The organism is Paraeggerthella sp. (assembly GCF_048427265.1).
GTDB lineage: Bacteria > Actinomycetota > Coriobacteriia > Coriobacteriales > Eggerthellaceae > Paraeggerthella > Paraeggerthella hominis.
Genome location: NZ_DBFOSR010000055.1, coordinates 33,569 through 55,711, shown reverse-complemented (window position 1 = coordinate 55,711; position 22,143 = coordinate 33,569). Strand labels below are relative to the sequence as shown.

Sequence of the window (22,143 nt, the reverse complement as noted above, 5' to 3'; positions counted from 1 at the left end):
TCGTCGGTGAGCGGGCGACCCTTGATCATGTCCAGGTAGAGGCTGGAAAGGCGCTGCGCTTCGGCGATGGTTTCGCCGGTGATCAGGTCGGCCATCATGTCGGCTGCCGCCTGGCTCACGGCGCAGCCGTGGCCGGTGAAGGCGGCTTCTTCGATCACGTCGCCCCTCAGGCGCAGCGCCAGCGTCAGCTCGTCGCCGCAGCTGGGGTTCACGCCGTCGTGCGTGCACGTGGGCTCGTCCATCTGGTACTTGTAGTCGGGGTGCGCGTTGTGCTCCATGAGCGCTGCGGTGTAGATGCTAGCCATTGAAAGTCCTCCATACGGTTTCCAGCCCGGCGATCAGCGCCTCGATATCGCTTTCGTCGTTGTAGAGCGCCAACGAGGCTCGGCAGCACGACTCTTCTCCCAGCCATGTCAGCAGCGGCTGCGCGCAATGTTGACCAGCACGGATCGCAACGTTGTGCTCGTCGAGGATGCTGGCCACGTCGTGCGGGTGTATGCCGTCTACGTTGAAGCTGACGGCGCCGTGGTGCTGCGCCGGGTCGAGGTGACCGAGAACGCGGACGTAGGGAAGCTTCGCCAAACGATCCATGCATGCACGCACGAGCGCCTGCTCGCGCGCTTGCACGGCATCCCAGCCGATGCTCTCGATATACGCGATGCCCGCAGCGGATGCGGCGATGCCCGCGGCGTCCTGCGTGCCCGCTTCGAACTTTTCGGGCACGGGAGCCCAGACGGCATCGATCTGCGTGACCGACGAGATCATCTCGCCGCCCGTGAGAAACGGGGGCATCTCTTCAAGCAGATCCAGGCTGCCCCAGAGCATGCCCACGCCAAAGGGTCCGAACGCTTTATGCGCCGAGAACGCGAAGAAGTCGCAGCCAATCGCGTGCACGTCCACAGGCATGTGGGGCACCGACTGGGCGCCGTCGACCACCAGGTAGCCCCCCTGAGCATGGACGCGCTCGGCCATGGCCGCCAGAGGGTTCTCGATCCCGAGAACGTTCGATACGTGCGCGGCAGCCACGATCTTGGTCTTCGGCCCTATTTTGGCATCCAGCTCCTGGTCCGTGATCACGCCGTTTTCGTTGGGGTACAGGTACACGAGGCTGGCCCCTGCTTTGCGGCATGCTTGCTGCCACGGGACGAGGTTCGAATGGTGCTCCATGATGGTGACGCACACTTCGTCGCCCGGCTCGAGCACCGTGGGTGCGAAAGCCTTTGCGACCAGGTTGAGCGCTTCGCTGGCGTTTCGGCAAAACACCAGCTCGCGCGCATCGTGCGAGCCGATGAAGCGCGCGATGCTCGCACGAGCCTGGTCGATGGCCTGGGTGGCGTCCACTGAAAGCCGGTAGAGGCCGCGCAGGGCATTCGCGTTCATGGTCTCGTAGAATGCGCGTTGGGCGTCCAGAACCGCAGCGGGCCGCTGCGCCGTGGCGGCGCTGTCCAGAAACGCCAGGCTTGGGTTTGCCTCGAGCAGCGGAAAGTCCTTGCGGTACGGATTGGCGGCGATGTCGACGCTCATGCGGTTGCCTCCTCGAAAACGATGCCGCGCGCAGTGGCTAGGCGGGTTACGGCGGCGCGCGCTTGGTCGTCCTTGGCGCTGAGCGCCGCCTCTTCGAACGTGGCGGTGACGAACAGACGCTCGGCTGCGTCGGGGGACACCCCTCGGCTGGCCAGGTAGAACAGCTGCTCCGGGCGTACGTGCCCGATCGTGGCACCGTGGTTTCCGGCTACGTCGTCTTCGTCGCAGAGGATCACGGGCACCGTGCGATTCTCCACGCGCTCGTCGGCAAGAAGCACGGTTTCCTGCTCGGACCCTTCGGACCCCTTGCATCCGTGCACAAGCTCGATGGTCCCGCGCAGCGTTTTCGAGGACGCTCCGGCCAGCACGCCGTTGGCGTTGAAGGCGCAGGTGGTGCGTCGGCCCCGCTGATGCGCCACGTAGTTGAAGTCTCGCTGCTCTTGGGCGTGTCCCAGGTAGCGCGTGTCCGCATCCAGGCGCGCGTCGTCTCCTCGCAGGTCGGCTGCGAGGCCCGTGTAGCTGCGGCCCGCGCCCAGCACGACGTGGCGCACGGTCATGCGGGCGTTTCGGTCGAGCACGATGCCGGTGTCGTCGAGCGCCGTCCAGGAGTCGTCGAGCGTTTGCGTGCAAACAAGGTCGATGCGGGCGTTTTCGCCGACGAACGCGCGGATGCGCGTCCCGACCACGCCTTCGCCCGCACGGGGGGAGTCCATCGTGACGGTAAGCGCAAGCGACGAGTTCGGCGCCGCGACCAGGTCGATGGCGGCTGCGTTGACCGCGCCGTCAACGCCTTCGATGCGAATGGATGCGCGCGCGGTTTCCCCAGGGCTCGTGGCCAGCACAATGGAATCTCCTGCTGCGAATTCAAGATATTCCCGTGCCTGACGGCCCATGCCCGTTTCAAATGCCTCCACCATGCTGTTTTCCAGCTCCCTTTCTGCGGCAACCCGCTGAAAGGGGGTAAGCGCGGGAACGTCCAGGTCGGCGGGGTCGGTCGTGCCGCAGGCTGCCGCGACGATGGCTCGAGGCTCGGCTTCCGACGCGGGCGTCCTTTCGTCGAGCGCTGCCTGGGCGCGTTCGAGCGCATGGTCGAACGCGTTCGCCTTGCCGACGAGCGACGACGGCGCAAGCGTCTCCACGCAGCGCGCATGCTTCAAGTTGGCGGGCAGCTCGATGTCCGCATCGTTCATGCGAAGCCTGTGCCACGTGGGGGCGGGCATGGCGTTCGCGTGTTCTATCGTGAGGGTTTCCATTATCCGATGGCCCCTTCCATTTCAAGCTTGATCAGGTTGTTCATTTCCACGGCGTACTCAAGGGGCAGCTCCTTCGACACGGGGTCGGCGAAGCCGTTCACGATCATCGTGCGCGCCTCTTCCTCGGATACGCCGCGGCTCATCAGGTAGAAGACCTTGTCGTCTCCGATGCGGCCGATGGTGGCCTCGTGGCCGATGTCCACGTGCTTGCAGCGGATGTCCATGGCCGGGATAGTGTCCGAGCGGCTGAGGTCGTCGAGCATGAGCGACTGGCACGACACGCTGGCCGCGGATCCTTTCGCCGCTTCGGTAGCTACGATGGAGGACCTGAACGTCGAGATGCCGCCGCCTTTCGAGATGGATTTCGTTTCAATGGACGCGGACGTGTCGGGCGCGGCAAGCACCACTTTGCAGCCCGTGTCGAGGTTCTGCCCCGCTCCGGCGAAGGTGATGCCGGTGAACGTGCAGGTGCTTTTCCGCCCGGCAAGGATGGACATGGGATAGAGGTAGCCCACGTGGCTGCCGAAGGATCCGCTGATCCATTCCACGGATCCGCCTTCGTCTACGCGGGCGCGCTTGGTGTTGAGGTTGTACATGTTCTTCGACCAGTTCTCGATGGTCGAATAGCGCAGGCGCGCGTTCTTGCCGACGAACAGCTCCACCGCGCCGGCGTGCAGGTTGGCCACGTTGTACTTCGGGGCGGAACAGCCCTCGATAAAGTGCAGGTCAGCACCGTCTTCCACGATGATGAGCGTGTGCTCGAACTGGCCGGCTCCCTTCGCGTTCAAGCGGAAGTAGCTTTGCAGGGGGAAGTCGAGCTTCACGCCCTTCGGAACGTAGACGAACGATCCGCCGCTCCATACTGCGCCATGCAGCGCGGCGAACTTGTGATCGGTGGGCGGGATGAGCGTCATGAATTTTTCCTTGATGAGCGGCTCCCAATCCGGATTCAATAGCGCCTCTTCGATGCCGGAGTAGACGATGCCCATACCGGCCGCGGTGTCTTGCATGCTGTGGTAGACCAGCTCGGAATCGTATTGCGCTCCCACGCCGGCAAGGTACTCGCGCTCCGCTTCGGGTATTCCCAGGCGGTCGAACGTGTTTTTGACGTCGTCGGGAAGGCTGTCCCAGTCGCTTTGCATTTCCGTGCGGGGCTTTACGTACGTGGCGATGTCGTCCATGTCAAGGCCGTCCAGCCCGGGTCCCCAGTCAGGGTTTTTCATGCGATGGTACGTATCGAGGGATTGCAGGCGAAAGTCCAGCATCCATGCGGGTTCGTTCTTGCGTTCGGAGATCTCGCGCACGATGGACGGCGTAAGGCCCGCATCAAGGCGTTCGATGCCGGTTTCGTCGTTTGCGAAATCGTAGAGGCTGCGGTCGATGTCGTCGACGTGCGTCCGTTGCTTCGTCATGGCTTCCTCCCTACGCGGTTGCGGTGCAGCCATGCTGCGCATCGCAACCGGTGCTTGCCACATCGACGGGAGCATTGTTGGCCTGATCCATGAGCTCGAAGCGCTCGAAACCGTGGGAGTCTATCTCGCGGATGAGCGACGCGTCCCCGCTTTCGACGATGCGTCCGCGCACCAGCACGTGGACGCGGTCGATGTCCAACCGCTCCAGGATGCGAGTGTTGTGGGTGATGATGGCCAGCGTGCCCTCGCACGAGCGACGGTACGCATCGATGCCTCGCGAGACCACGCCCAAGGCATCGACGTCAAGGCCGGAGTCCGTTTCGTCCAGAATGGCCAATTTCGGACGCAGCAGCAAAAGCTGCAACATCTCGAGCTTCTTCTTCTCGCCGCCGGAGAAGCCCACGCCCAGTTCTCGGTCGAGGTAGGCGGGATCCATGTCCAGCTCTTGCGCAAGGTCGCGCACGTGCTTGCGGAACAGCTTGCCCTTCATATCGAGCCCTTCGCGACCCGCCGTGGTGGCGCGCAGAAAACTGGAAACGGGGACGCCCGGTATCTCGACCGGCGCCTGAAAGCTCAGGAACAGCCCTGCGCGCGAGCGCTTGTCCGGGGCGAGGTCGGTGATGTCCTGGCCGTCGAATTCCACCGTTCCGCTTTCGACCGTGTAGACGGGACTGCCCATGACAACGTGGCCGAGCGTTGACTTGCCGGCGCCGTTCGGGCCCATGATGACGTGGGTTTCACCTGATCCGATATCCAAATGTATGGCATCGAGAATAACTGTTTCGTTGGCTGAGGCGGTAAGCCCCTGTACGGACAGGAGCGTGCTCTTTTCGGTCATACGAACGTTCCTTTCGTTTTCGGGGCGGGTGGCCTGTCTTGGTAGGTGCATTGCCCGAAATCTCTCGTCGTGATTTAATCATATAGCTTTACTAGGATTAAAATAATCCGATACTGTGAAAAGTCAAGCAGTAATCCTAGAAAGTTGATAGAATTTATGCAAAACGTTCGGTGCCCGGCAGGTGGCCGGTGCGCTGATTCCGCCGGAGTTCGTGCGGCGTAGAGGGAAGGAGTTTCAATGCTCGTATCGACAAAGGGTCGCTATGCTTTGCGGCTTATGGTGTACGTAGCTCAGGCGGGCGACGGTGCGAAGGTTGCCCTGCGCGAGGTTGCCGAGCGGGAGGATATCTCGTTCAAGTACCTTGAGCAGCTTGCTCGTCCGCTTGTTCAGGCGGGGCTGCTTCGCAGCGTCCGCGGAAAGGGAGGCGGCTACGTATTGGCAAGCGATCCTGCCGCCATCAGGGCCGGGGACGTGCTGCGCGTGGTGGAAGGCAGCACGGCTCCGGTGGCGTGCATGGGCCTTGACGGCGACGATCGATGTCCGCGCTTGTCGGAGTGCACCACCGTTCGCTTCTGGGCCGGTCTTGACAAGACGATCGAGGACTATGTCGACGGCGTGACGTTGGCCGACCTGGCGATGATCCCGGCAGTACGTTCGTGATGCGGCTTCAGCGGCGTTGGTGCAGCGGCCGCGCTACGGGGCTGCCGTTTCTTCCCAGGCTGACGGCAAGCGGCCGCGCTTGGGCGGGATCCGAGGCGGGGAAGTCGAGGCGATAGTGCGCCCCGCGGCTTTCGGTGCGCGTGCGCGCCGCTTCCACGATGGATCGCGCAAGCGTCAGCTGGGCCGTGATGCGCGCCGCTCCCGCAACCTGGCGCGGGTCTTCGGTTCGGCGTTTTTCGGATTCGGCTTGCGCGGTCAAGTTCTCCAGGGCTTCCCGGGCTGCACTCAAGCCGCGCTCGCTTCTTGCGATCATGCAGCTGTCGGTCATGATGCGCCTCAGCGCTTTTCTGATGTCCGAGCCGTGCTCGATGCCGATTCCTTCAAAGGCGGCGCGAGCATGCGGTGGGCGGCTGCTTCGCGGATTCGCCCTTGCGGCACGGGCTGCCGCCGATGCTCCTGCTCGCAGGCCGAACACGATGCCGTTCGCGCTTGAAAGGCCGCCGATGCGGTCGGCGCCGTGCATGCCGCCGGTTGCCTCGCCGCAGGCGTAAAGCCCGTCAACGCCGGTTGCCGCATGCTCGTCGATGAGGATGCCCCCGTTCGCCGCATGGGCGTACGGGGCGATGGCCAATTCGTCGTCGATTCGGATGTCGCGGTCTCGCTCCAGCCAGTCGAAGTACGTGCGCACGAACTCGGGCAGCGGGGAGGTGCCGTCAAGACGGTAGTGCACGTTCAGGCCGCTCGGACCTGCGTTCGCCAGCGCAAGATCCACGTCGCGCGATGCGAGCCGGGCCGTGAAGGGTCCGTGTCCCGAACGCGCTTCCAACGCAAGCCGAGCGTTTTCGACCTCGCGGAGCGCGTCGCGTCCCTCGGCGTCGAGCAACTGGGCGAAGCGAAACGTTTTCTCGTTGAACACGATGCCGCTTTTCGGGCGGACGAGGCCGGGCATCATCTGCATGAACTCCAGGTTGACAAGCGTGCAGCCGCTGCGCAGCGCAAGGGCTTGGGCGGTTCCCTGCACGTCGTCCGCCGTGAGCCGACGCTCGAACAGTCCGCCGTAGCCGCCCGTTGCCAGCACGACGGCACCGCATGCGACCAGCTCGAACGACTGCGCCGCGTGGTCGAACAGCATGGCGCCCGCGATCTCCTTTTCGTGGACGACCAGGTCGATTAGTTCCCAAGGGGAAAGCGCGACGACGTTCAAGCGCGCAAGCTCGGCGGTTGCGGCCTGCTCGAAGGGGTTGCGTTCGATGCCGCGCCACAGCCGGTGCTTGCGATCGAAGCAGGGGATGAACTCGCGTTCCTGCGCTCGCTTTGGCTCCTTGAGCGTTACGCCGAGCGCTTCCAACTGCTCGATTCCGTCGGAGATGCCGCTGACGAACGACGCGACCAGCGCGGGGTCGGCCATGCCGCAGCCCACATCGAGAATGCAGCTTGCAAGATCGGCTTCGTCGGAGGGCGACTCGGGGCCGATGAGCCCCAGGCCCCAGGTGCCCGGGTAGAAGCTCGAGCCCGAGAACAGGGGTCCCAGGCTGGCGATTGCCGTGCGCGCGCCCGCGCGTGCTGCCGAGATCGCCGCCATGGTTCCGGCTATGCCGCAACCTATCACCAGGACGTCGAAGTGCTTTGATCGGTTCAAGTGCATACAGTCTCGCATTTCATGTTCGCGTTCGATCGTCCAAGCTTTGCGGCCACTGCATCGCGGTGGAGGATTGGACGTTCTGTGGCTTGCTGATAACGTTTAGATGAACCACATAAGCATACGACATGAGTGGGGTATGTTCGAAGACGAGAAAACGAATGGGCGAACGCCGGAGTTCGCAAGGAGGACGCACGATGGAGCGGAATGCACGTGATGAAAACGCCGGGAAGGGCGGTTCGCTGCGCACGCTGTTCGACGACCTGTCGTTGCCGCAGGTGGCTGCCGGTGCGCTTGCGGCCGTTACTTCCATGTTGCTGGCGTCTCAAATAGGCATTTACGGATCGGTGATCGGCGTGGGCGTGGGCTCCATCGTTTCGGCGGTGGCGTCGCAACTGTACAAGAAGTTCTTTACCGCCTCGGCCGAAAAGCTGCGCGAGTTGAAGCCGGGCGAGCCGGGCTACGTGCCCGATGGCGGTTCGGGCGATGCGCCGACCGTCGTTTTGCCGCCTGCCGGTGAAACGGCGGTGCTGCGGCCGACCACCGTGCGTCGGTCGCTCACGCCTCGGATCGGGGACGCTGCGCTTCTTGGCGATGTGACGGCGCAGCGGGTTCGCGACAATCGCGAGCGCAAGCGCAGGACGCAGCGCAGGATCGTTGCCGTTTCCGCCGTTTCCGCAATGGTGGCGGTGCTGGTATCCGCTTTTGCGATCAACCTGATCACGCAGGGCGAAGGTTTCGGCGCGCGGCCGGAGCCTCTCGTTTCGGTGCAGAAGCAGGAGGCGCCACAGGACGTGGGCGGCGCCTCGGTCGGGCAGGGCCAGTCCGGGTCAGCGGGTTCGGCGGCGAACGGCGGCTCGCAGAGCTCCGATGGATACGGCGGTTCCTCGGCGGGATCGGGGTCTTCAAGCGCTCAAGAGGGATCGTCGAATACGGGCGGGTCGACTTCCGGCGGTTCGGACTCCGGCGCCGGCTCTGGCACGAGCGGCGGTTCCGGTTCTGGTTCGTCGGGCGCGGGCGGATCCGAATCGGGGACGTCGGGCGGATCGGGATCGGACGCCGGCGGCGATGCTGGCGGGTCGGCCGGCAGCGGCAGCGGTTCGGGATCGGGAACGACGCCGGGTGGCGGTTCCGGGTCGTCTGGCTCGGGCTCTGCGACGGGTTCGGGCTCGAGTTCCGGCTCGGGATCATCCGCAGGTTCGACCACCCCGACGAGCTCGCAACCGCCTGCGAGCCCGTCGGGCGGTTCGGCTAGCGTGACGGCTTAGGCCGTGCGGCTTTCGCTTTGAACAGGCCGTGTTGGTTGCAAAAAGCGTAGACGGTTCCCGACCCCATGATGGGGAAGCGCGCCTCGGCGTTTTGCTCCGGGTACAGTTTGCGCAGGTGCAGGCGGTCCGTTGTGGCGTAGGCGATGAAGCTGACGAAATGCTGCTTCGTCATGGGGTGGTCCATCGTTACGTAGAAGTCGTGTTCCACCACGTCGATTTCCAGACGATGGACGCTGTCGGCAGAGTCTGCGTCTTCGGCGTCAAGGGCGGGGAGCAGGATGCCGCAGCAGCTGAACGCGCCCTCGCCGGTTGCATGGACGACGTTGCCGCACAGGGGGCAGACGTAGAACCGCGTGCGCAGCATGTTGGCGCAGCGATTCGAGTTGTGGGCGCATTCCCCCGAAAGCAGCTCCGCCACCGACACGTCGAGCGCCGCGCTCAAAGGCTCGACCAGCGTGATGTCGGGAAGCCCCTTTCCCGTTTCCCATTTGGAAACCGCTTTGTCGGTGACGCCGAGGCGGCTGGCAAGCTCGCGCTGCGTGCATCCTTTTCGCTCGCGCAGCTTGCGGATGGTGTCGCCGGTAATGTAGGTGGACATGAAGTGCTCCGTTCGGTGGTTGTGGCGGTCTGCAACGACCCTGTTTCGATTGCATCGATTATGGGGCTGCCTTCGCGTGCGGGCAACCTACGCTTCGTGGAGCGCTTGGGAAAGGCTCGATCATCGCACGCTCACGCGCCCTCCTTCCACGTGCCAGCGCGTGCTGGTGCAAGCGTTCAGAAACGCCTGGTCGTGCGATACGGCAACGAGCGCGCCGGGGTAAGCCGCAAGCGCGCGTTCGAGCGCTTCTGCCGAATGCAGGTCCAGGTGGTTGGTGGGTTCGTCCATCACGATGAGCGCCGGCTCGTCCAGCATGCCTTGAGCCAGCATCAATTTGCGCAGCTCCCCCGGACTCACTTCGCTCCCGGCCAGGATGCGTTTTGCGTTCGAGTTGAGCTGGGTGACGATCGAGAGCAGGCGTCCCATGCGGGCTTCGTCGGTTGAAAGCAGGTCGTTCGCTATGCGCCTTGCTTCGGCGGGCGACACTTCCTGCGGGATCGTCAGGACGGCGATGTCGTTGGGAAGCTGTTGAAGCAGGTGGCGTACGAGCGTCGATTTGCCCGCACCGTTCGGTCCGGAGATGCCGATGTGATCGGTGTTTCCGAGGGCGAGTTTCGGAAGCTCGAGCCGACCCTGCCCGCAGGGGATGGCGTGTTCGTCCATGAGCAGGAGCGTTGCGCGCGGATGGGGTTTCGACTCCAGCCAGAGCGACCCGTTGTAGCGTTTCGCCGTGCGGATGCCCTGCGCTTCCTGTCGAGCCCGTCCGGCGCGTGCGTCCATGTTCGACGCGAGCGCGCCGGTCTTGCCGTCCTGTCCGGAGTATACGGCAAGCCGACGCTTCTCCCTTCCGTCGCTATCGTGCTTGTCCAGGTGCCGGGCGCTCAACCGGGCGGCCGTTCTCGCGGCTTGCTGGGCCCGCTCGTTCGCTTCGGCTGTCAGGCGTTCGGCCTCTCGCTTGGCGGTTGCCCGCTTGGCCAGGGCTTCGGCGCGCTCGCGTTCATGCTGCGTGCGCGCTTCGTCGTAGGTTCCCGGGCGCATGGACCAGGTTCCGCCTTCGAACATGAGGCAGCGTTCGACCAGGGCGTTCAATAGCTCGCGATCGTGCGATACGAGGATGCCGATGCCGCGATAGCCCTTGAGCGCTTGCGCAATGGCGGCGCGGCAAGGCGCGTCTACGTGGTTCGTGGGCTCGTCGAGCGCCAATACGTCGGGGTCTTGCCAAAGCGCCACGGCCACTTGGATTTTCTTGCGCTCCCCAAAGCTAAGTTCGTCGAAGCGCCAGGGCATGTCGTCTTCAATGCCTAGATTTTCGCGCAGCGCGATTGCGTGGCGGGAGAAATCGCATGCGAAGTCGTACAGCAGATCGGGCGAGGTGACGGCGTCTTGGGGGCAGTACGTTGCCGTGCGCTGGGGAAAGACGCTGCCGATGTCGGGCTGGATCAGGCCGCATGCGATGCGTGCGAGCGTGCTCTTGCCGCAGCCGTTGTCGCCGATGACGCCGCACCAACCTTCGGCGAACGTAGCCGAGACGTGTTCGATGGCGGGTGCGGGCGACCCGGGGTAGGCGTAGCCGATATCGTGCAAGGTGAGAACCATGAAGACCTCCTGTGGATTTGGAGGCCCTGCATGCGGATGTTCGCGTAGGGGGTTCGCCGGCGCGCTGAGCGGCGCGAGGGCGTTGGGTCGAGCGTATGGATCTGCGATGCGAGTCCGCGCAGGGCCGAGCGCCGTGCAGGCGCCGGGATACGTCGGGGTTGGGGCATCGCTAGAACTTCATGTATCGCTCTCCTTGGAGTGGCGGGCGCTTGGCATGGGGGCGTCCGCGAAACGTTGCCGTGCGAGTGTAGCACGCGTCCGGGCGTGCAGGCAAGCGCTCCGAGCGCATGGCGGGGTCGCCGGTCCTAAAGCGCTGATTCGCGCCCAGCTTCCGTCCTCTGCTTCGTTTGGGAGTTGCGCAATGCTACCATGTTCGCCGATAGAAAGGATTGCCATGAGCGCTGCAGACGATGCCGTATCGAAACTCGAATTGATCATGGGCCGAGAAGGCGTCGAGCGCCTGGCTGCCTCCACCGTCATGGTGCTGGGCTTGGGCGGCGTGGGATCGAACTGCGTCGAAGCGCTCGCACGCGGCGGGGTGGGGCGCTTGATCGTGGTCGACCACGATGTGGTGCAGGCGAGCAACATCAATCGTCAGGCCATTGCGTTTCATAGCACCATCGGGCGCAAAAAGACGGAGGTGGTGCGCGCCATGGTGGCCGACATCAACCCGAACGCCCAGGTAGAGGCGCTGGATACGTTCGTGCTAGCCGAAAACGCCCCCGCTCTTTTGGGCGAGTTCGGCGCGCGTGCCGACTACGTGGTGGACGCGATCGACACCATTTCCACGAAGCTGGCGATCGCTGAATATGCAGACCGCGAGGGCATGCGCCTGATCAGCAGCATGGGAGCGGCGAACAAGCTGCATCCCGAGTGCTTTCGCGCGGCGGACGTGTACGAAACGGTGAACTGCCCGCTGTGCCGCATCATGCGCAAGGAAGGTCGCAAGCGCGGCATTCGCAGTCTGCGGGTGCTGTATTCATGCGAGCAGCCGGTCGAGGTGCCCGTGCGCGAAGGAGCTGCGCGGCGCGAGCGATCGAACCTGGGCACCGCATCGTACGTGCCGCCCATCATGGGGCAGATGATTGCGGGCGAGGTGCTTCGCGAGCTGGCGGGAATCGGTCAGTGACTATTTTGGGGACGGCATCTTCGGCGATCGACGGCGACGTTTCGTCGATGCGCCTTTTCGACATGCACTGCCATGTGGACTTCGCACCGAATGCGGCTTCGCTTGCAGCCGGCCTTGATGAGCTTGGTGTGAGCGCCTTCTCGGCAACGGTGACGCCCGAGGGCTACGAGCGCGCCGTGCAGGAGTTGGCAGCGTGCGGCAACGTGCGCGTGGCCTTGGGCCTGCATCCCTGGTGGGTGGCCGAAGGCGATTCAGACGGCGCGAACCGGGCGCTGGAGCGGTTCGAGCATCTGGTGGGATCGACTCGATTCGTCGGCGAGATCGGACTGGACTTCGGTACAAGGCACGTTGCATCGCGCGAGGCGCAGGAGCGCGCGTTCGATCGCGTGGTCTCTGCATGTGCCAACCTGGGCGGCAAGGTGCTAACGCTTCATGCGGTGCGCGCGGCGGGCGCGGTCCTCGATGCGCTCGAACGGCATCGCGCGACAGAGGACAGTGCATGCGTGTTCCATTGGTTCTCGGGCTCGTCCGATGATCTGCAGCGCGCGATACGGCTCGGCTGCTTCTTTTCGGTAGGCCCGCGCATGCTGGCCACGAAGCGCGGGCGCGCCTATGCGCAGGCCGTGCCCCGCGAGCGTTTGTTGCTGGAAACTGACGAGCCCTCTGCGCCGGGGGCGTCCCTTGAAGCCGGTGCGTGGAGAGGGCTTCTTGAACGCGCGCTGGTCGATCTGGCGGGTTTGCGTGACGAATCGGCTGCTGATCTGGGTATGCGGATTGCCGCTACCAGCGCGTTGTTGCTCGAAGACGATTCCAGGCTGGAAGGATAGGGCCATGGTTGCCGTCTTGCTGCAGGGCTTTGCGATGGGCTTGGCGTATTTGGCGCCAATTGGAATGCAGAACCTGTTCGTGATCAATGCGGCGGTTTCCGGCACTCGACGGCGCGCCCTTGCGACTTCGCTTGCGGTTACGCTGTTCGACATGACGTTGACGCTCGCGAGTTTTTTCGGTATTGGCTTGCTTATGGATGCAGTGCCCGGCCTGTCTCGTGCAATTCAGCTGGTCGGCGGCCTTCTGGTAGTCGTGATAGGCGTTCGTCTCATCGCGGCGAAGCGCAAAGATCCCGCCGCACAAGCGGCTTCCGGTGCTTCGAGAAAAGCTCCGCGCTTCGGACGCGAGGCCGGCTTCGCGTCGATCGTTTCGGCGGCGTTCGTGGTTACCTGGTGCAATCCGCAAGCGCTCGTCGACGGCGCCTTGATGCTGGGCGCCTTTCGCGCGACGTTCGTCGGTGCGGAAGGCATTGCGTTCGTGGTTGGAGCGTGCTCGGCGTCGCTCGTGTGGTTTCAGGGGATCGCCCTTGCCGTGAACGCGCTGGGCAGCCGGTTCAGCGACGGCATGCTGCGCGTGGTGAATGTGGTTTGCGGGATAGTCGTGGTGCTGTACGGCATGCGTCTTGTTGCCGCGTTCTTCGGCCTGGGCGCCTAAGCGTTTCGATCGCGCTCCCCGGTGCTTTTTGCGAAGATCCCCGCGCAGGGCGCGCCTTTGCGGGGATCGCGTTGCCTGTGCGTTAGCGCCAGTCCTCTTCGTCGGCGAATTCCCAGCCGAACAGCGCGTCGCCGACAAGGCGGAAGCCGAACGGCAGCGGTTTCGCCAGCGCGCCGGAATCGATGCGCTCCGCGATTCCCCTCAAGCTCGCTCAGAAGGTCGAAAAACGAGATGTCGTCGAGCGACGGCATGCCCGCCGCTACCTCTTCGGGCGAAACGAGCATGATGTCCAGCACGATGCCCAGATAGCCGTCAAGCTGAGCGTTGCTCTCCTGCAGCGCTTCAACCTGGTTTCCGGGGAAGAACGACTCTTCGATGCAGTACCAGCCTTTGACGGAGTCGTTGTCTTCTTCGTCCATGAGGTCGCTCGGGACGATGCCGTTGGCTTCCAGATCGGTTACGGTATAGCACGACATGAGCATCTCGGGCGTGACGACGGGGCTGTCGTTTTCATCGAGATCGCTCATCACGTAGACCACCTGCGCGGCAACGCCGTTTTCCCCGATATCGAGCGACAGCCCGTAGTGGTATCCCGGATTTGCTTGGCGCGTGCCCCAGTACAGCTCGCCGTGGTGTTCCAAAAGCGTTTTGACGGTTGCGGCCATAAGGCCCCCTTTGAATCCGTGCCCGTTACATGCGAAAAGTATAGAGCATCGCCGACCGGCGAGCGGCTGCGCGTCTGCAATGGGGCGGATTCGTCATACGCTCGACGCTTCCGTTCGCGTGGTACCATGTTCGCCGACTGAAAGGGGAAGCTATGCCGCTGATTCATTTGGAAGGTTTGGACGACGCGCGCTTGGCGGTGTATTCCGGCATGACCGACGCGCAGTTGCGGGATTGTCCGGACTTTGCAAGCGGCCTGTTCATAGGGGAGTCGCGCAAGGTTATCGAGCGCGCGCTCGCCGCCGGGGCGCGTCCGGTTTCGCTGTTCGTGGAAGAATGCTGGCTCGACCAGACGATGCCGCTGATCGATCGGCTGCTGCGGATCGATCCCGAACTTCCAGCGTTCGTGGCAACGCGCGAGCAGTTTCACGCTCTGACCGGCTACCAGGTGACGCGCGGGGCGTTGGCGGCGTTCGAGCGCCCGCCGCTCCCGTCGGTGGAGGATCTGTTGGCCGATGCGCGCCGCGTTGCGGTGCTGGAGGACATCACGAACTACACGAACATCGGCGCCGTGTTTCGCTCCGCCGCTGCGCTCGGCATCGATGCGGTGCTGATCACGCCTTCGTGCCACGACCCGCTGTACCGTCGTGCCGCCCGCGTGTCCATGGGCACGGTGTTTCAGGTGCCGTGGACGCGCATCGGCGGCGTGCGCGAATGGGCCGTCGAAGGCGTGGCCTTGCTGCATGAGCTGGGATTCAAGGCTGCTGCGCTGGCGCTTTCCGACGATTCGATCCCGCTGCACGACGAGCGCTTGCGCGCATGCGAGAAGCTAGCTCTGGTGCTGGGAACCGAAGGCGACGGCCTTGCGCCGTCCACCGTGGCGGCATGCGACTACACGGTGAAGATCCCCATGGACCACGACGTGGATTCCCTGAACGTGGCTGCCGCAAGCGCCGTCGCCTTTTGGGAGCTGCGCACGAAGTGGCGATAGGGGCAAGGCCGTAAGGCAAGCGCGGTCGAGGATGGAGCGGCTCCGACCGCGCTTGCCCCTGCTGTTCTAATCCAGATCCAGCTCTGCGATGACTTCCTTCAGCTTGGCGGCGGATGCTTGCAGGGCGGCAAGTTCGTCGTGGCTGATGGGCGCGGGCACGCGGTACTCGATGCCGCCTTTGCCCACGACGGCGGGCAAGCTCAAAACCACGTCTTCCAGGCCGTACTCTCCGCCATTTTGGTAGTTCGATACGGGCAAGATGGGCTTTTCGTCGCGCACGATGGCCTCGCAGATGCGCTTGACCGCCATGGCGATGCCGTAGTACGTGGCCTTTTTCTTCGCGATGATCTCGTACGCGCTGTTCTTCACGTCTTCGGCGATGCGCTGCATGGATTCCTCGTGCTCGAAATGGCCGCGCATCTCGCAGAAGTCGTTGACGGGAATGCCCGAGACGTTCGCCAAGCTCCAAACGGCGATCTCGCTGTCGCCGTGCTCGCCGATGATGCGGGCGTGCACGTTGCGCGGGTCCACGCCCAAGTGCTCGCCCAGGATGTTCTTGAAGCGCGCGGTGTCGAGCACCGTGCCGGATCCTATCACGCGATCCTCGGGAAGCCCTGAAAGCTTCAAGGCCACGTAGGTGAGGATGTCCACCGGGTTCGATACCACCAGCAGGATGCCGCCGAAGTCTCGCTTCGCGATTTCGGGAATGATGGACTTGAAGATTCCCACGTTCTTGTGCACCAGGTCGAGCCTCGTTTCGCCAGGCTGCTGGTTCGCTCCGGCCGTGACCACGATGATGGCTGCATCGGCAAGGTCGTCGTAGTCGCCGGCGTAGATGTTCATGGGGCTGGCGAAAGGCATGCCGTGGCTGATGTCGAGCGCTTCGCCCTCGGCTCGGTTGCGGTCGACGTCGACCAGCACCATTTCCGAGAACAGGCCGCTTTGCATCAGCGTGAAAGCCGTGGCCGACCCCACGAACCCGCATCCGATGATGGCGACCTTGCGGCCGTCGACCGATTTTTTCATACTATGACCTTTCCCAAGCACGATTCTATGGTTTACGCGACCCTACTGGAACCGATTGCGTTCGTCAAGACTGCACGTCAAGGAAGGACGGAGTATGCCCAAGATCGTTATGGTCGACAGCGATTTCGAGAACATGGACTTCGAAGAGCGCATGGCGCGCGATGCGGGCGTGGATTTCGCCTGTTTCGATTCGCGCGGCTTGGATGACTTGGTTCGACTTGCGGCCGATGCCGACGGAATGGTCACTTCGTACAGCGCGTTGCCGCGCGCGGCGTTCGAGGCGCTTCCTCGGTTGCGGGTGGTCAGCCGTACCGGCGTGGGCTACGACGACATCGACGTGGAAGCCGCCACGGATCACGGCGTTGCGGTGTGCACTGCCCCGGGGTACGGAACCGAGGTCGTCTCGGACCATGCGATCGCGTTGGCGCTGTGCGTGCTGAGGCGTTTGAACGAGATCGATGCCGACATGCGCGCAGGCGTGTGGGACTATGCGCGCCGCCGGCCCATGGGGCAGGCGTACGGGCGGGTGTTCGGCGTGGTGGGGATGGGCGATATCGGCCGCGCCGTTGCGCGCAAGGCCGCAGGGCTGGGTTTTCGCGTGGTGTGCTGGTCGCGCTCGTTGGTGCCGGGCCGACGCACGCCGGAAGGCTACGATATCCTGTCGCTTGACGAGCTGTTGGGCTGCGCGGACGTGGTCAGCCTGCATGTGGCGCTCGCGCCCGAGACGCACCACCTGCTGGACGAGGATCGCCTGGCGCTCATGAAGGAAGGGTCCGTGCTGGTGAACACGGCGCGCGGGGCGGTGGTGGACACTGCGGCCTTGGCGGCGGCGCTCGAATCGGGGAAGCTGTGGGGCGCGGGCGTCGACGTGTACGAGGGCGAACCCGTCGACTTCGACCATCCGCTGCTGCGCGCTCCTCACACCGTGCTCACGTCGCATGCGGCGTACTGGTCCGAGGAATCGGGGCTTGAACTGCGCACGCGCACCATGCGCAGCGCGATCGACGTGGTGCTGGGCCGTCGTCCTGCCGACTGCCTGAACCCTGAAGTGCTCGCGCAAGATCGGCGACGGTGAAACGCTTCGCGCAACCTTGTTTCGTCCAGCGTTTCGAAGGCGCCGCGTCCGAAGCGGCCCTCTGCCGCTTTCCGGCGATTTCGTGTCGGTGGGCACCTGCGCCATCTGGTATTCTGCTAATTCGAGTACTTTTGAGCATTGCCGCAACGGCATGCCGAGCGAACTACCGCATCGAACATGGGGGATGAACGTGGCCGCATTATCGATTGCGCCGAAGTCGAAAGACGACGCGCGTATCGCCCAACAGTTGAACAGGCACGGACGACGGGTGGAGACGGCTCCGCCGGGAATGTGCCCGCTTGCCGCCCAGCTGTCGCTTCTGCGCGACGGCGCTCTGCAAACCTGCGGCAAGTGCGTCCCGTGCCGCGACGGTTTGCCGCAGCTTGCCGCGTTGCTCGAGCGCGTGGTGGCGTGCGACGCCGACGCCGGGGCGTTGGAGCGACTGCGCGCGTTGGCTCAGATGGTGCGCGACACGGCCGACTGCGCCATTGGCTACGAGGCGGCTAATGCGCTGCTCGAGGGCATGGACGCGTTCGCCGAGGAGTACGAAAGCCACGTGGAGCGAGGCTGCTGCCAAGCGGGCGTGGGCCAGTCGGTTCCCTGCGAAACGCTCTGCCCTGCGCACGTGAACGTGCCCGCCTACATTGCGCTGGTGGCCGAAGGCGACTACGCCGGTGCCGTGCAGATGGTGCGCAAGGACAACCCGTTTCCCACGGCGTGCGCGCTCGTGTGCGAGCATCCGTGCGAGGAACGCTGTCGGCGCACGCTCATCGACGCGCCGCTCAACATCCGCGGCATCAAGAAGTTCGCCGTGGACCAGGCGCCCGCCGATACCGTGCCGGTGCCGCAGCGCAGCGTTGACACGGCGCGCACCGTTGCTGTTATCGGCGGCGGGCCGAGTGGTTTGACCTGCGCGTACTTCTGCGCGCTCATGGGGCATCGCGTGACGGTGTTCGAGGAGCGCGATCAGCTGGGGGGCATGCTGCGCTACGGCATCCCTGCGTACCGTTTTCCGCGCGAGCGGCTGGACGAGGATATCCGCGGCATCATGAACGCCGGCACCATCACCGCGCGCTGCGGCGAGGCGATCGGCCTGACCGAGATGCGCGAGATCGCGGACACCTACCATGCCGTGTACGTGGCCATCGGTGCCCAAACGGGCAAGAGCCTGCGCATCGAAGGCGCGGACGCCGAAGGCGTGATGTCGGCTGTCGATATGCTGGGCCGCATCGGCGACGGCGACTACCCTGATTTCTCGGGCAAGAGCGTGGTCGTGGTGGGCGGCGGCAACGTGGCCATGGATTGCGCGCGCACTGCGGTTCGCGCAGGCGCCGATGACGTGTCGGTGGTGTACCGGCGCCGCAAGGAAGACATGACCGCTTTGCCTATCGAAGTGGAGAGCGCCATCGCCGAAGGCGTCGAGATGATCGTCCTGGAGGCGCCCGTGGCCGTCGAGAAGGACGCGGAAGGGCGATGCGCGGCGCTTATCACCCAACCGCAGATGATCGGCGCGGTGCGCGGCGGCCGACCTGCCCCTGTGGCGGCTGACAAGCCCGAACGCCGCATCGAGGCCGATATCGTGCTGATTGCGGTGGGGCAGAATGTGATGTCGGCCCCGTTCGAGGAGTTCGGCATGGCAACCACCTGGGGCTGCTTCAACGCCGACGAGCGCTTGCGCGCCGAGGGCTTCGACAACGTGTTCGTGGGCGGCGATTGCCAGACGGGACCCGCGACGGCCATTCGCGCCATCGGAGCGGGCAAGGTCGCCGCGCGCAACATCGACGAGTTCTTGGGGTACAGTCATAAACTGCGCTGCGACGTGGAGGTTCCCGTTGCGCGCCCGAACGACCGCACGCCTAAGGGGCGCGTGGAGATAACCGAACGTCCGGCTCGCGAGCGCAAACGCGATTTCCAGGGCGTCGAGATTGAGATGAGCCGCGAAGAAGCCGTGCAGGAGTGCGGGCGCTGCCTGCGCTGCGATTGCTTCGGACCGGGAACGTTGGAAGGGGGCCGGGTTCAGTATGCCTAGCATCACGATCAATGGGAGCGCTGTGCAGGCGCGCGAGGGGGCGACCGTGCTGGACGCCGCGCGCGAGGCGGGCGTGCGCATTCCCACGCTGTGCTATTTGAAGAGGTCGGGAGCCGTTTCGTCGTGCCGCGTGTGCGTGGTGGACGTGGAGGGCTTGGACCATCCGGTTCCCGCATGCTCGACGCCCGTGCAAGACGGCATGGTCGTGATCACGGATTCGCCGCGCGTAGAGGCGTACCGCCGCGTCGCGCTCGATCTCATCATCGCCGATCATGGGCTTGATTCGACGCACTACTGCTTCTCGTGCGACAAGAACGGCGCGTGCGAGCTGCAAGCGCTTTGCCGTGAGTACGGCGTGCTGGAGTCTTCTTTCGAGGTTGCGCAGAAGCGCGAGCCCGTGCTGGACGCCAATCCGTTTCTTTCATACGATCCCAACCTGTGCATCCGTTGCCAGCGTTGCGTGGGCGCGTGCAACAGCGCTGCGCGCAACCATACGCTGCAGGCGGGAAAGCGCGGGGTTCGTACGGTTATCGAGGCGCCTTTCGGGGTCGATTGGCGCATGACCGATTGCGAGTCGTGCGGCACGTGCGCGCAGGCATGCCCGACCGGGGCCCTCACGGAGAAGCGCCGCGCGGCGTACCGCTCGTGGGAGACGAATCGCGTGCGCACCACGTGCCCGCATTGCGGCGTGGGATGCCAGCTTGACCTGGTGGTGAAGGATGGGCGCATCGTGGATGCGGAGGGAGCGCCCGGCCCTTCGAACAACGGCCTTCTGTGCGTGAAGGGACGCTCGGCCAGTTTCGACTTCGTCGACGCGCCCGATCGTTTGCGCACGCCGCTTGTCAAGAATCGCGAAACGGGCGAATTCGAACCTGCTACCTGGGATGACGCGCTTGATCTGGTGGCTCGTCGCTTCACGGAGCTGCGCGACGAGCATGGGGGAGCCTCCCTTGCGGCGTTCGCCTGTTCGCGTTCCACGAACGAGGACATCTACCTGTTCCAGAAGATGGCTCGAACGGCGCTGCAGACGAACAACGTCGACTGCTGCGCGCGTGTTTGACACGCTCCCACGGTTGCCGGTCTGGCAACCATGCTTGGTTCGGGAGCGATGACGAACTCAATTGAAGACGTGGTGAACGAAGCCGACGTGATCATGCTGGTGGGGTCGAACCCCGAGGAAGCCCATCCGGTCATCGGCATGCAGATACGCGCTGCGGTGGAACGCGGGTGCCGTTTGATCGTGGTGGACCCGCGCGACATCGGGCTGGCCGCGCAGGCGGACATTCACTTGAAGCTGCGCCCGGGCACCAACGTGGCTTTCGCCAACTGCATGGTGAACGTGATCCTGCGCGAAGGCCTCTACGATGCGGATTTCGTGCACGAACGCACGGAGGGCGTGGAGATCATGTCCGCGACGGTGCGCGATTACGTGCCGGAGCGCGTGGAGGATATCTGCGGCGTCGACCAACGCGATCTGGTGGCTGCGGCCAAGATGTACGGCAAGGCCCGAGTGGCTGCTATCGTGTACTGTCTGGGCGTGACGGAGCACTCCACCGGCACCGACGGCGTGATGGCGCTATCCAACATCGCTATGATCACGGGAAACTTGGGCAAGCGCGGCGGCGGCGTGAATCCGCTGCGCGGCCAGAACAACGTGCAGGGCGCGTGCGACATGGGCGCCGGACCCGACGATCTGCCGGGGTACCAGAAGGTGGCCGATCCCGAGGTGGTGCGCCGCTTCGAGCGCGCGTGGGGCACCGGCTTGCCGCGCGAGCGCGGCGTGAAGGCTACCGAGTGCTTCCCGTCCATGATCGAGGGCGGCATCAAGGGGCTGTTTTTGTTCGGCGAGGATCCTGTGCGAACCGATCCCGATACGGGGCACGTGATCCGCGCGCTGGAGTCGCTGGACTTCTTCGTGGTGGACGACCTGTTCATGACCGAGACGGCGAAGTACGCCGACGTGATTCTGCCCGGTTGCAGCTACGCTGAGAAGGAGGGCACGTTCACGAACACCGAGCGTCGCGTGCAGCGCGTGCGCAAGGCGGTGGACGTTCTGGCGGGCGCGCGTCCGGACACCGAGATATTCACCGAGGTCATGAATCGGATGGGGTATGCCCAGCCTTGCCTGACGCCGGCCGAGATCATGGACGAAGTGGCGTCCGTCACGCCCACCTACGGTGGCGTGAGCCATAAGCGCCTTGACGGCGACGGCGTTGCCGGGCGCGGTTTGCAATGGCCGTGCCCGAACGAGGAGCATCCGGGTACGCCCATCCTGCATGTGAGCGAGTTTTCGCAGGGCGTGGGGTCGTTCTCTACGCCAAGCTATCAGCCTTCGGTGGAGCTGCCCGATGCGGAGTATCCGCTCATGCTTACCACCGGGCGCATCCTGTACCAGTACAACGCCTGTGCGATGACCGCTCGCGCGCAGGGTGTGAACGAGGTTGCGGATCGTTCGTTCATCGAGTTGCACGAATGCGATGCGGCGGCTTTGGGCGTGTCCGACGGGGATCGTGTGCGCGTGTCGTCGCGTCGTGGTCAGATCGAGACGACGGCGCGCGTGTCGGGCAAGACCAACCCGGGCGAAACGTGGATGCCATTCCATTTCCAGGACGGCAACAGCAACTGGCTGACCATCGCCGCGCTCGACCGCGTGTCGAAGGCGCCTGAGTACAAGGTGTGCGCCATTCGGGTGGAGAAGGCGTAGAAGCGGACGAGCGGCGTGTGGAAGCAACCCGGCGCCTATGGCAATGCGCTGGGTGCTGAAAGCGTGCTTTCGGAGAGATCGCCGACAAAACGCCTGCCGCATCTTAGGATGCGGCAGGCGTGCGGCTCTAGGGGGCTGTATGCGGGGCGGGTGCTGTCACGGGTGCCGATTTGCGCCCACGCGCCGGCCTTTTGGCTCGCGCGACGGTCGTGCGGTGCATTCATTCCGATAAGGTTTCCAATTCGTTTCAGCACGA

At 64.4% G+C, this 22,143-nt stretch carries 19 protein-coding genes; 9 read left to right on the top strand and 10 right to left on the bottom strand.

From position 1 onward, the window contains the following. From sufU to sufC, 5 genes are all read right to left on the bottom strand, one after another. Positions 1-305 (bottom strand): Fe-S cluster assembly sulfur transfer protein SufU (gene sufU, locus ACMNI9_RS05445; protein WP_418831179.1); only part of this gene is annotated, 305 nt, incomplete at its 3' end. After that, positions 298-1,524 (bottom strand): aminotransferase class V-fold PLP-dependent enzyme, encoded by a 1,227-nt coding sequence (locus ACMNI9_RS05440; protein WP_418831178.1) that lies wholly within the window; start codon positions 1,522-1,524, stop codon positions 298-300. The genes sufU and ACMNI9_RS05440, both read right to left, overlap by 8 nt. Beyond that, positions 1,521-2,777 (bottom strand): SufB/SufD family protein, encoded by a 1,257-nt coding sequence (locus tag ACMNI9_RS05435; protein WP_418831177.1) that lies wholly within the window; start codon positions 2,775-2,777, stop codon positions 1,521-1,523. The genes ACMNI9_RS05440 and ACMNI9_RS05435 overlap by 4 nt, the downstream gene beginning before the upstream one ends. Next, on the bottom strand, positions 2,777-4,189 hold the full coding sequence (gene sufB / locus ACMNI9_RS05430) for a Fe-S cluster assembly protein SufB (RefSeq protein WP_114567509.1): 1,413 nt from the start codon (positions 4,187-4,189) through the stop codon (positions 2,777-2,779). The genes ACMNI9_RS05435 and sufB overlap by 1 nt, the downstream gene beginning before the upstream one ends. A gap of 10 nt (positions 4,190-4,199) precedes the next feature. Further along, entirely contained in the window at positions 4,200-5,027 is an 828-nt protein-coding gene (sufC, locus tag ACMNI9_RS05425; protein WP_418831176.1) for a Fe-S cluster assembly ATPase SufC, read from the bottom strand. A 237-nt stretch (positions 5,028-5,264) separates the two neighbouring features. Between sufC and ACMNI9_RS05420 the strand changes: the two genes are divergently transcribed. After that, complete coding sequence (locus ACMNI9_RS05420; RefSeq protein ID WP_114567507.1) at positions 5,265-5,687, top strand: RrF2 family transcriptional regulator; 423 nt, start codon at positions 5,265-5,267, stop codon at positions 5,685-5,687. Positions 5,688-5,694: 7 nt separating this feature from the next. Here ACMNI9_RS05420 and ACMNI9_RS05415 read toward each other — a convergent pair whose 3' ends face one another. Next, on the bottom strand, positions 5,695-7,332 hold the full coding sequence (locus tag ACMNI9_RS05415; RefSeq protein ID WP_418831174.1) for an FAD-binding protein: 1,638 nt from the start codon (positions 7,330-7,332) through the stop codon (positions 5,695-5,697). A 191-nt stretch (positions 7,333-7,523) separates the two neighbouring features. Between ACMNI9_RS05415 and ACMNI9_RS05410 the strand changes: the two genes are divergently transcribed. Beyond that, positions 7,524-8,594 (top strand): hypothetical protein, encoded by a 1,071-nt coding sequence (locus ACMNI9_RS05410; protein WP_418831173.1) that lies wholly within the window; start codon positions 7,524-7,526, stop codon positions 8,592-8,594. Here the strand turns inward: ACMNI9_RS05410 and ACMNI9_RS05405 are convergent. Beyond that, the gene (locus ACMNI9_RS05405) at positions 8,578-9,192 is read right to left on the bottom strand and encodes a helix-turn-helix domain-containing protein (RefSeq protein WP_114567505.1); all 615 of its coding nucleotides are present in this window, start codon (positions 9,190-9,192) and stop codon (positions 8,578-8,580) included. The two genes, ACMNI9_RS05410 and ACMNI9_RS05405, sit on opposite strands and share 17 nt — an antisense overlap. A gap of 120 nt (positions 9,193-9,312) precedes the next feature. Next, positions 9,313-10,788, bottom strand: a complete 1,476-nt coding sequence (locus ACMNI9_RS05400) for an ATP-binding cassette domain-containing protein (RefSeq protein WP_418831172.1) — start codon at positions 10,786-10,788, stop codon at positions 9,313-9,315. 394 nt (positions 10,789-11,182) lie between these two features. Here ACMNI9_RS05400 and ACMNI9_RS05395 point away from each other — a divergent pair, with 394 nt between their 5' ends. From ACMNI9_RS05395 to ACMNI9_RS05385, 3 genes are read left to right on the top strand one after another with little or no spacing between them, the layout of a single operon-like run. Next, complete coding sequence (locus tag ACMNI9_RS05395) at positions 11,183-11,917, top strand: tRNA threonylcarbamoyladenosine dehydratase (protein WP_216529600.1); 735 nt, start codon at positions 11,183-11,185, stop codon at positions 11,915-11,917. Continuing rightward, the gene (qatD, locus tag ACMNI9_RS05390; RefSeq protein WP_418831171.1) at positions 11,914-12,744 is read left to right on the top strand and encodes a Qat anti-phage system TatD family nuclease QatD; all 831 of its coding nucleotides are present in this window, start codon (positions 11,914-11,916) and stop codon (positions 12,742-12,744) included. Before ACMNI9_RS05395 ends, qatD begins: the two co-directional genes overlap by 4 nt. Positions 12,745-12,748: 4 nt before the next feature. Continuing rightward, entirely contained in the window at positions 12,749-13,399 is a 651-nt protein-coding gene (locus ACMNI9_RS05385; RefSeq protein ID WP_418831169.1) for a LysE/ArgO family amino acid transporter, read from the top strand. On the opposite strand, the gene ACMNI9_RS05380 is transcribed toward ACMNI9_RS05385, so the two are convergent. Next, entirely contained in the window at positions 13,396-14,064 is a 669-nt protein-coding gene (locus ACMNI9_RS05380; protein ID WP_418831167.1) for a hypothetical protein, read from the bottom strand. The genes ACMNI9_RS05385 and ACMNI9_RS05380 overlap by 4 nt on opposite strands. Positions 14,065-14,216: 152 nt before the next feature. Here ACMNI9_RS05380 and ACMNI9_RS05375 point away from each other — a divergent pair, with 152 nt between their 5' ends. Further along, positions 14,217-15,053: a TrmH family RNA methyltransferase gene (locus ACMNI9_RS05375; RefSeq protein ID WP_418831166.1), complete on the top strand. Its 837-nt coding sequence runs from the start codon at positions 14,217-14,219 to the stop codon at positions 15,051-15,053. Between the two features lie 66 nt (positions 15,054-15,119). Here the strand turns inward: ACMNI9_RS05375 and ACMNI9_RS05370 are convergent, their stop codons facing one another. Then, complete coding sequence (locus ACMNI9_RS05370) at positions 15,120-16,079, bottom strand: L-lactate dehydrogenase (RefSeq protein ID WP_114567500.1); 960 nt, start codon at positions 16,077-16,079, stop codon at positions 15,120-15,122. A gap of 94 nt (positions 16,080-16,173) precedes the next feature. On the opposite strand from ACMNI9_RS05370, the gene ACMNI9_RS05365 reads away from it, so the two are divergent. The 3 genes from ACMNI9_RS05365 (at position 16,174) to fdhF (ending at position 21,887) form a co-directional block, all read left to right on the top strand. After that, positions 16,174-17,154, top strand: a complete 981-nt coding sequence (locus ACMNI9_RS05365) for a C-terminal binding protein (protein WP_216529605.1) — start codon at positions 16,174-16,176, stop codon at positions 17,152-17,154. Positions 17,155-17,338: 184 nt separating this feature from the next. Beyond that, positions 17,339-19,183 (top strand): NAD(P)-binding protein, encoded by a 1,845-nt coding sequence (locus tag ACMNI9_RS05360; RefSeq protein ID WP_418831180.1) that lies wholly within the window; start codon positions 17,339-17,341, stop codon positions 19,181-19,183. Beyond that, complete coding sequence (fdhF, locus tag ACMNI9_RS05355) at positions 19,176-21,887, top strand: formate dehydrogenase subunit alpha (protein WP_418831163.1); 2,712 nt, start codon at positions 19,176-19,178, stop codon at positions 21,885-21,887. Before ACMNI9_RS05360 ends, fdhF begins: the two co-directional genes overlap by 8 nt. The last annotated feature ends 256 nt before the right edge of the window (positions 21,888-22,143 follow it).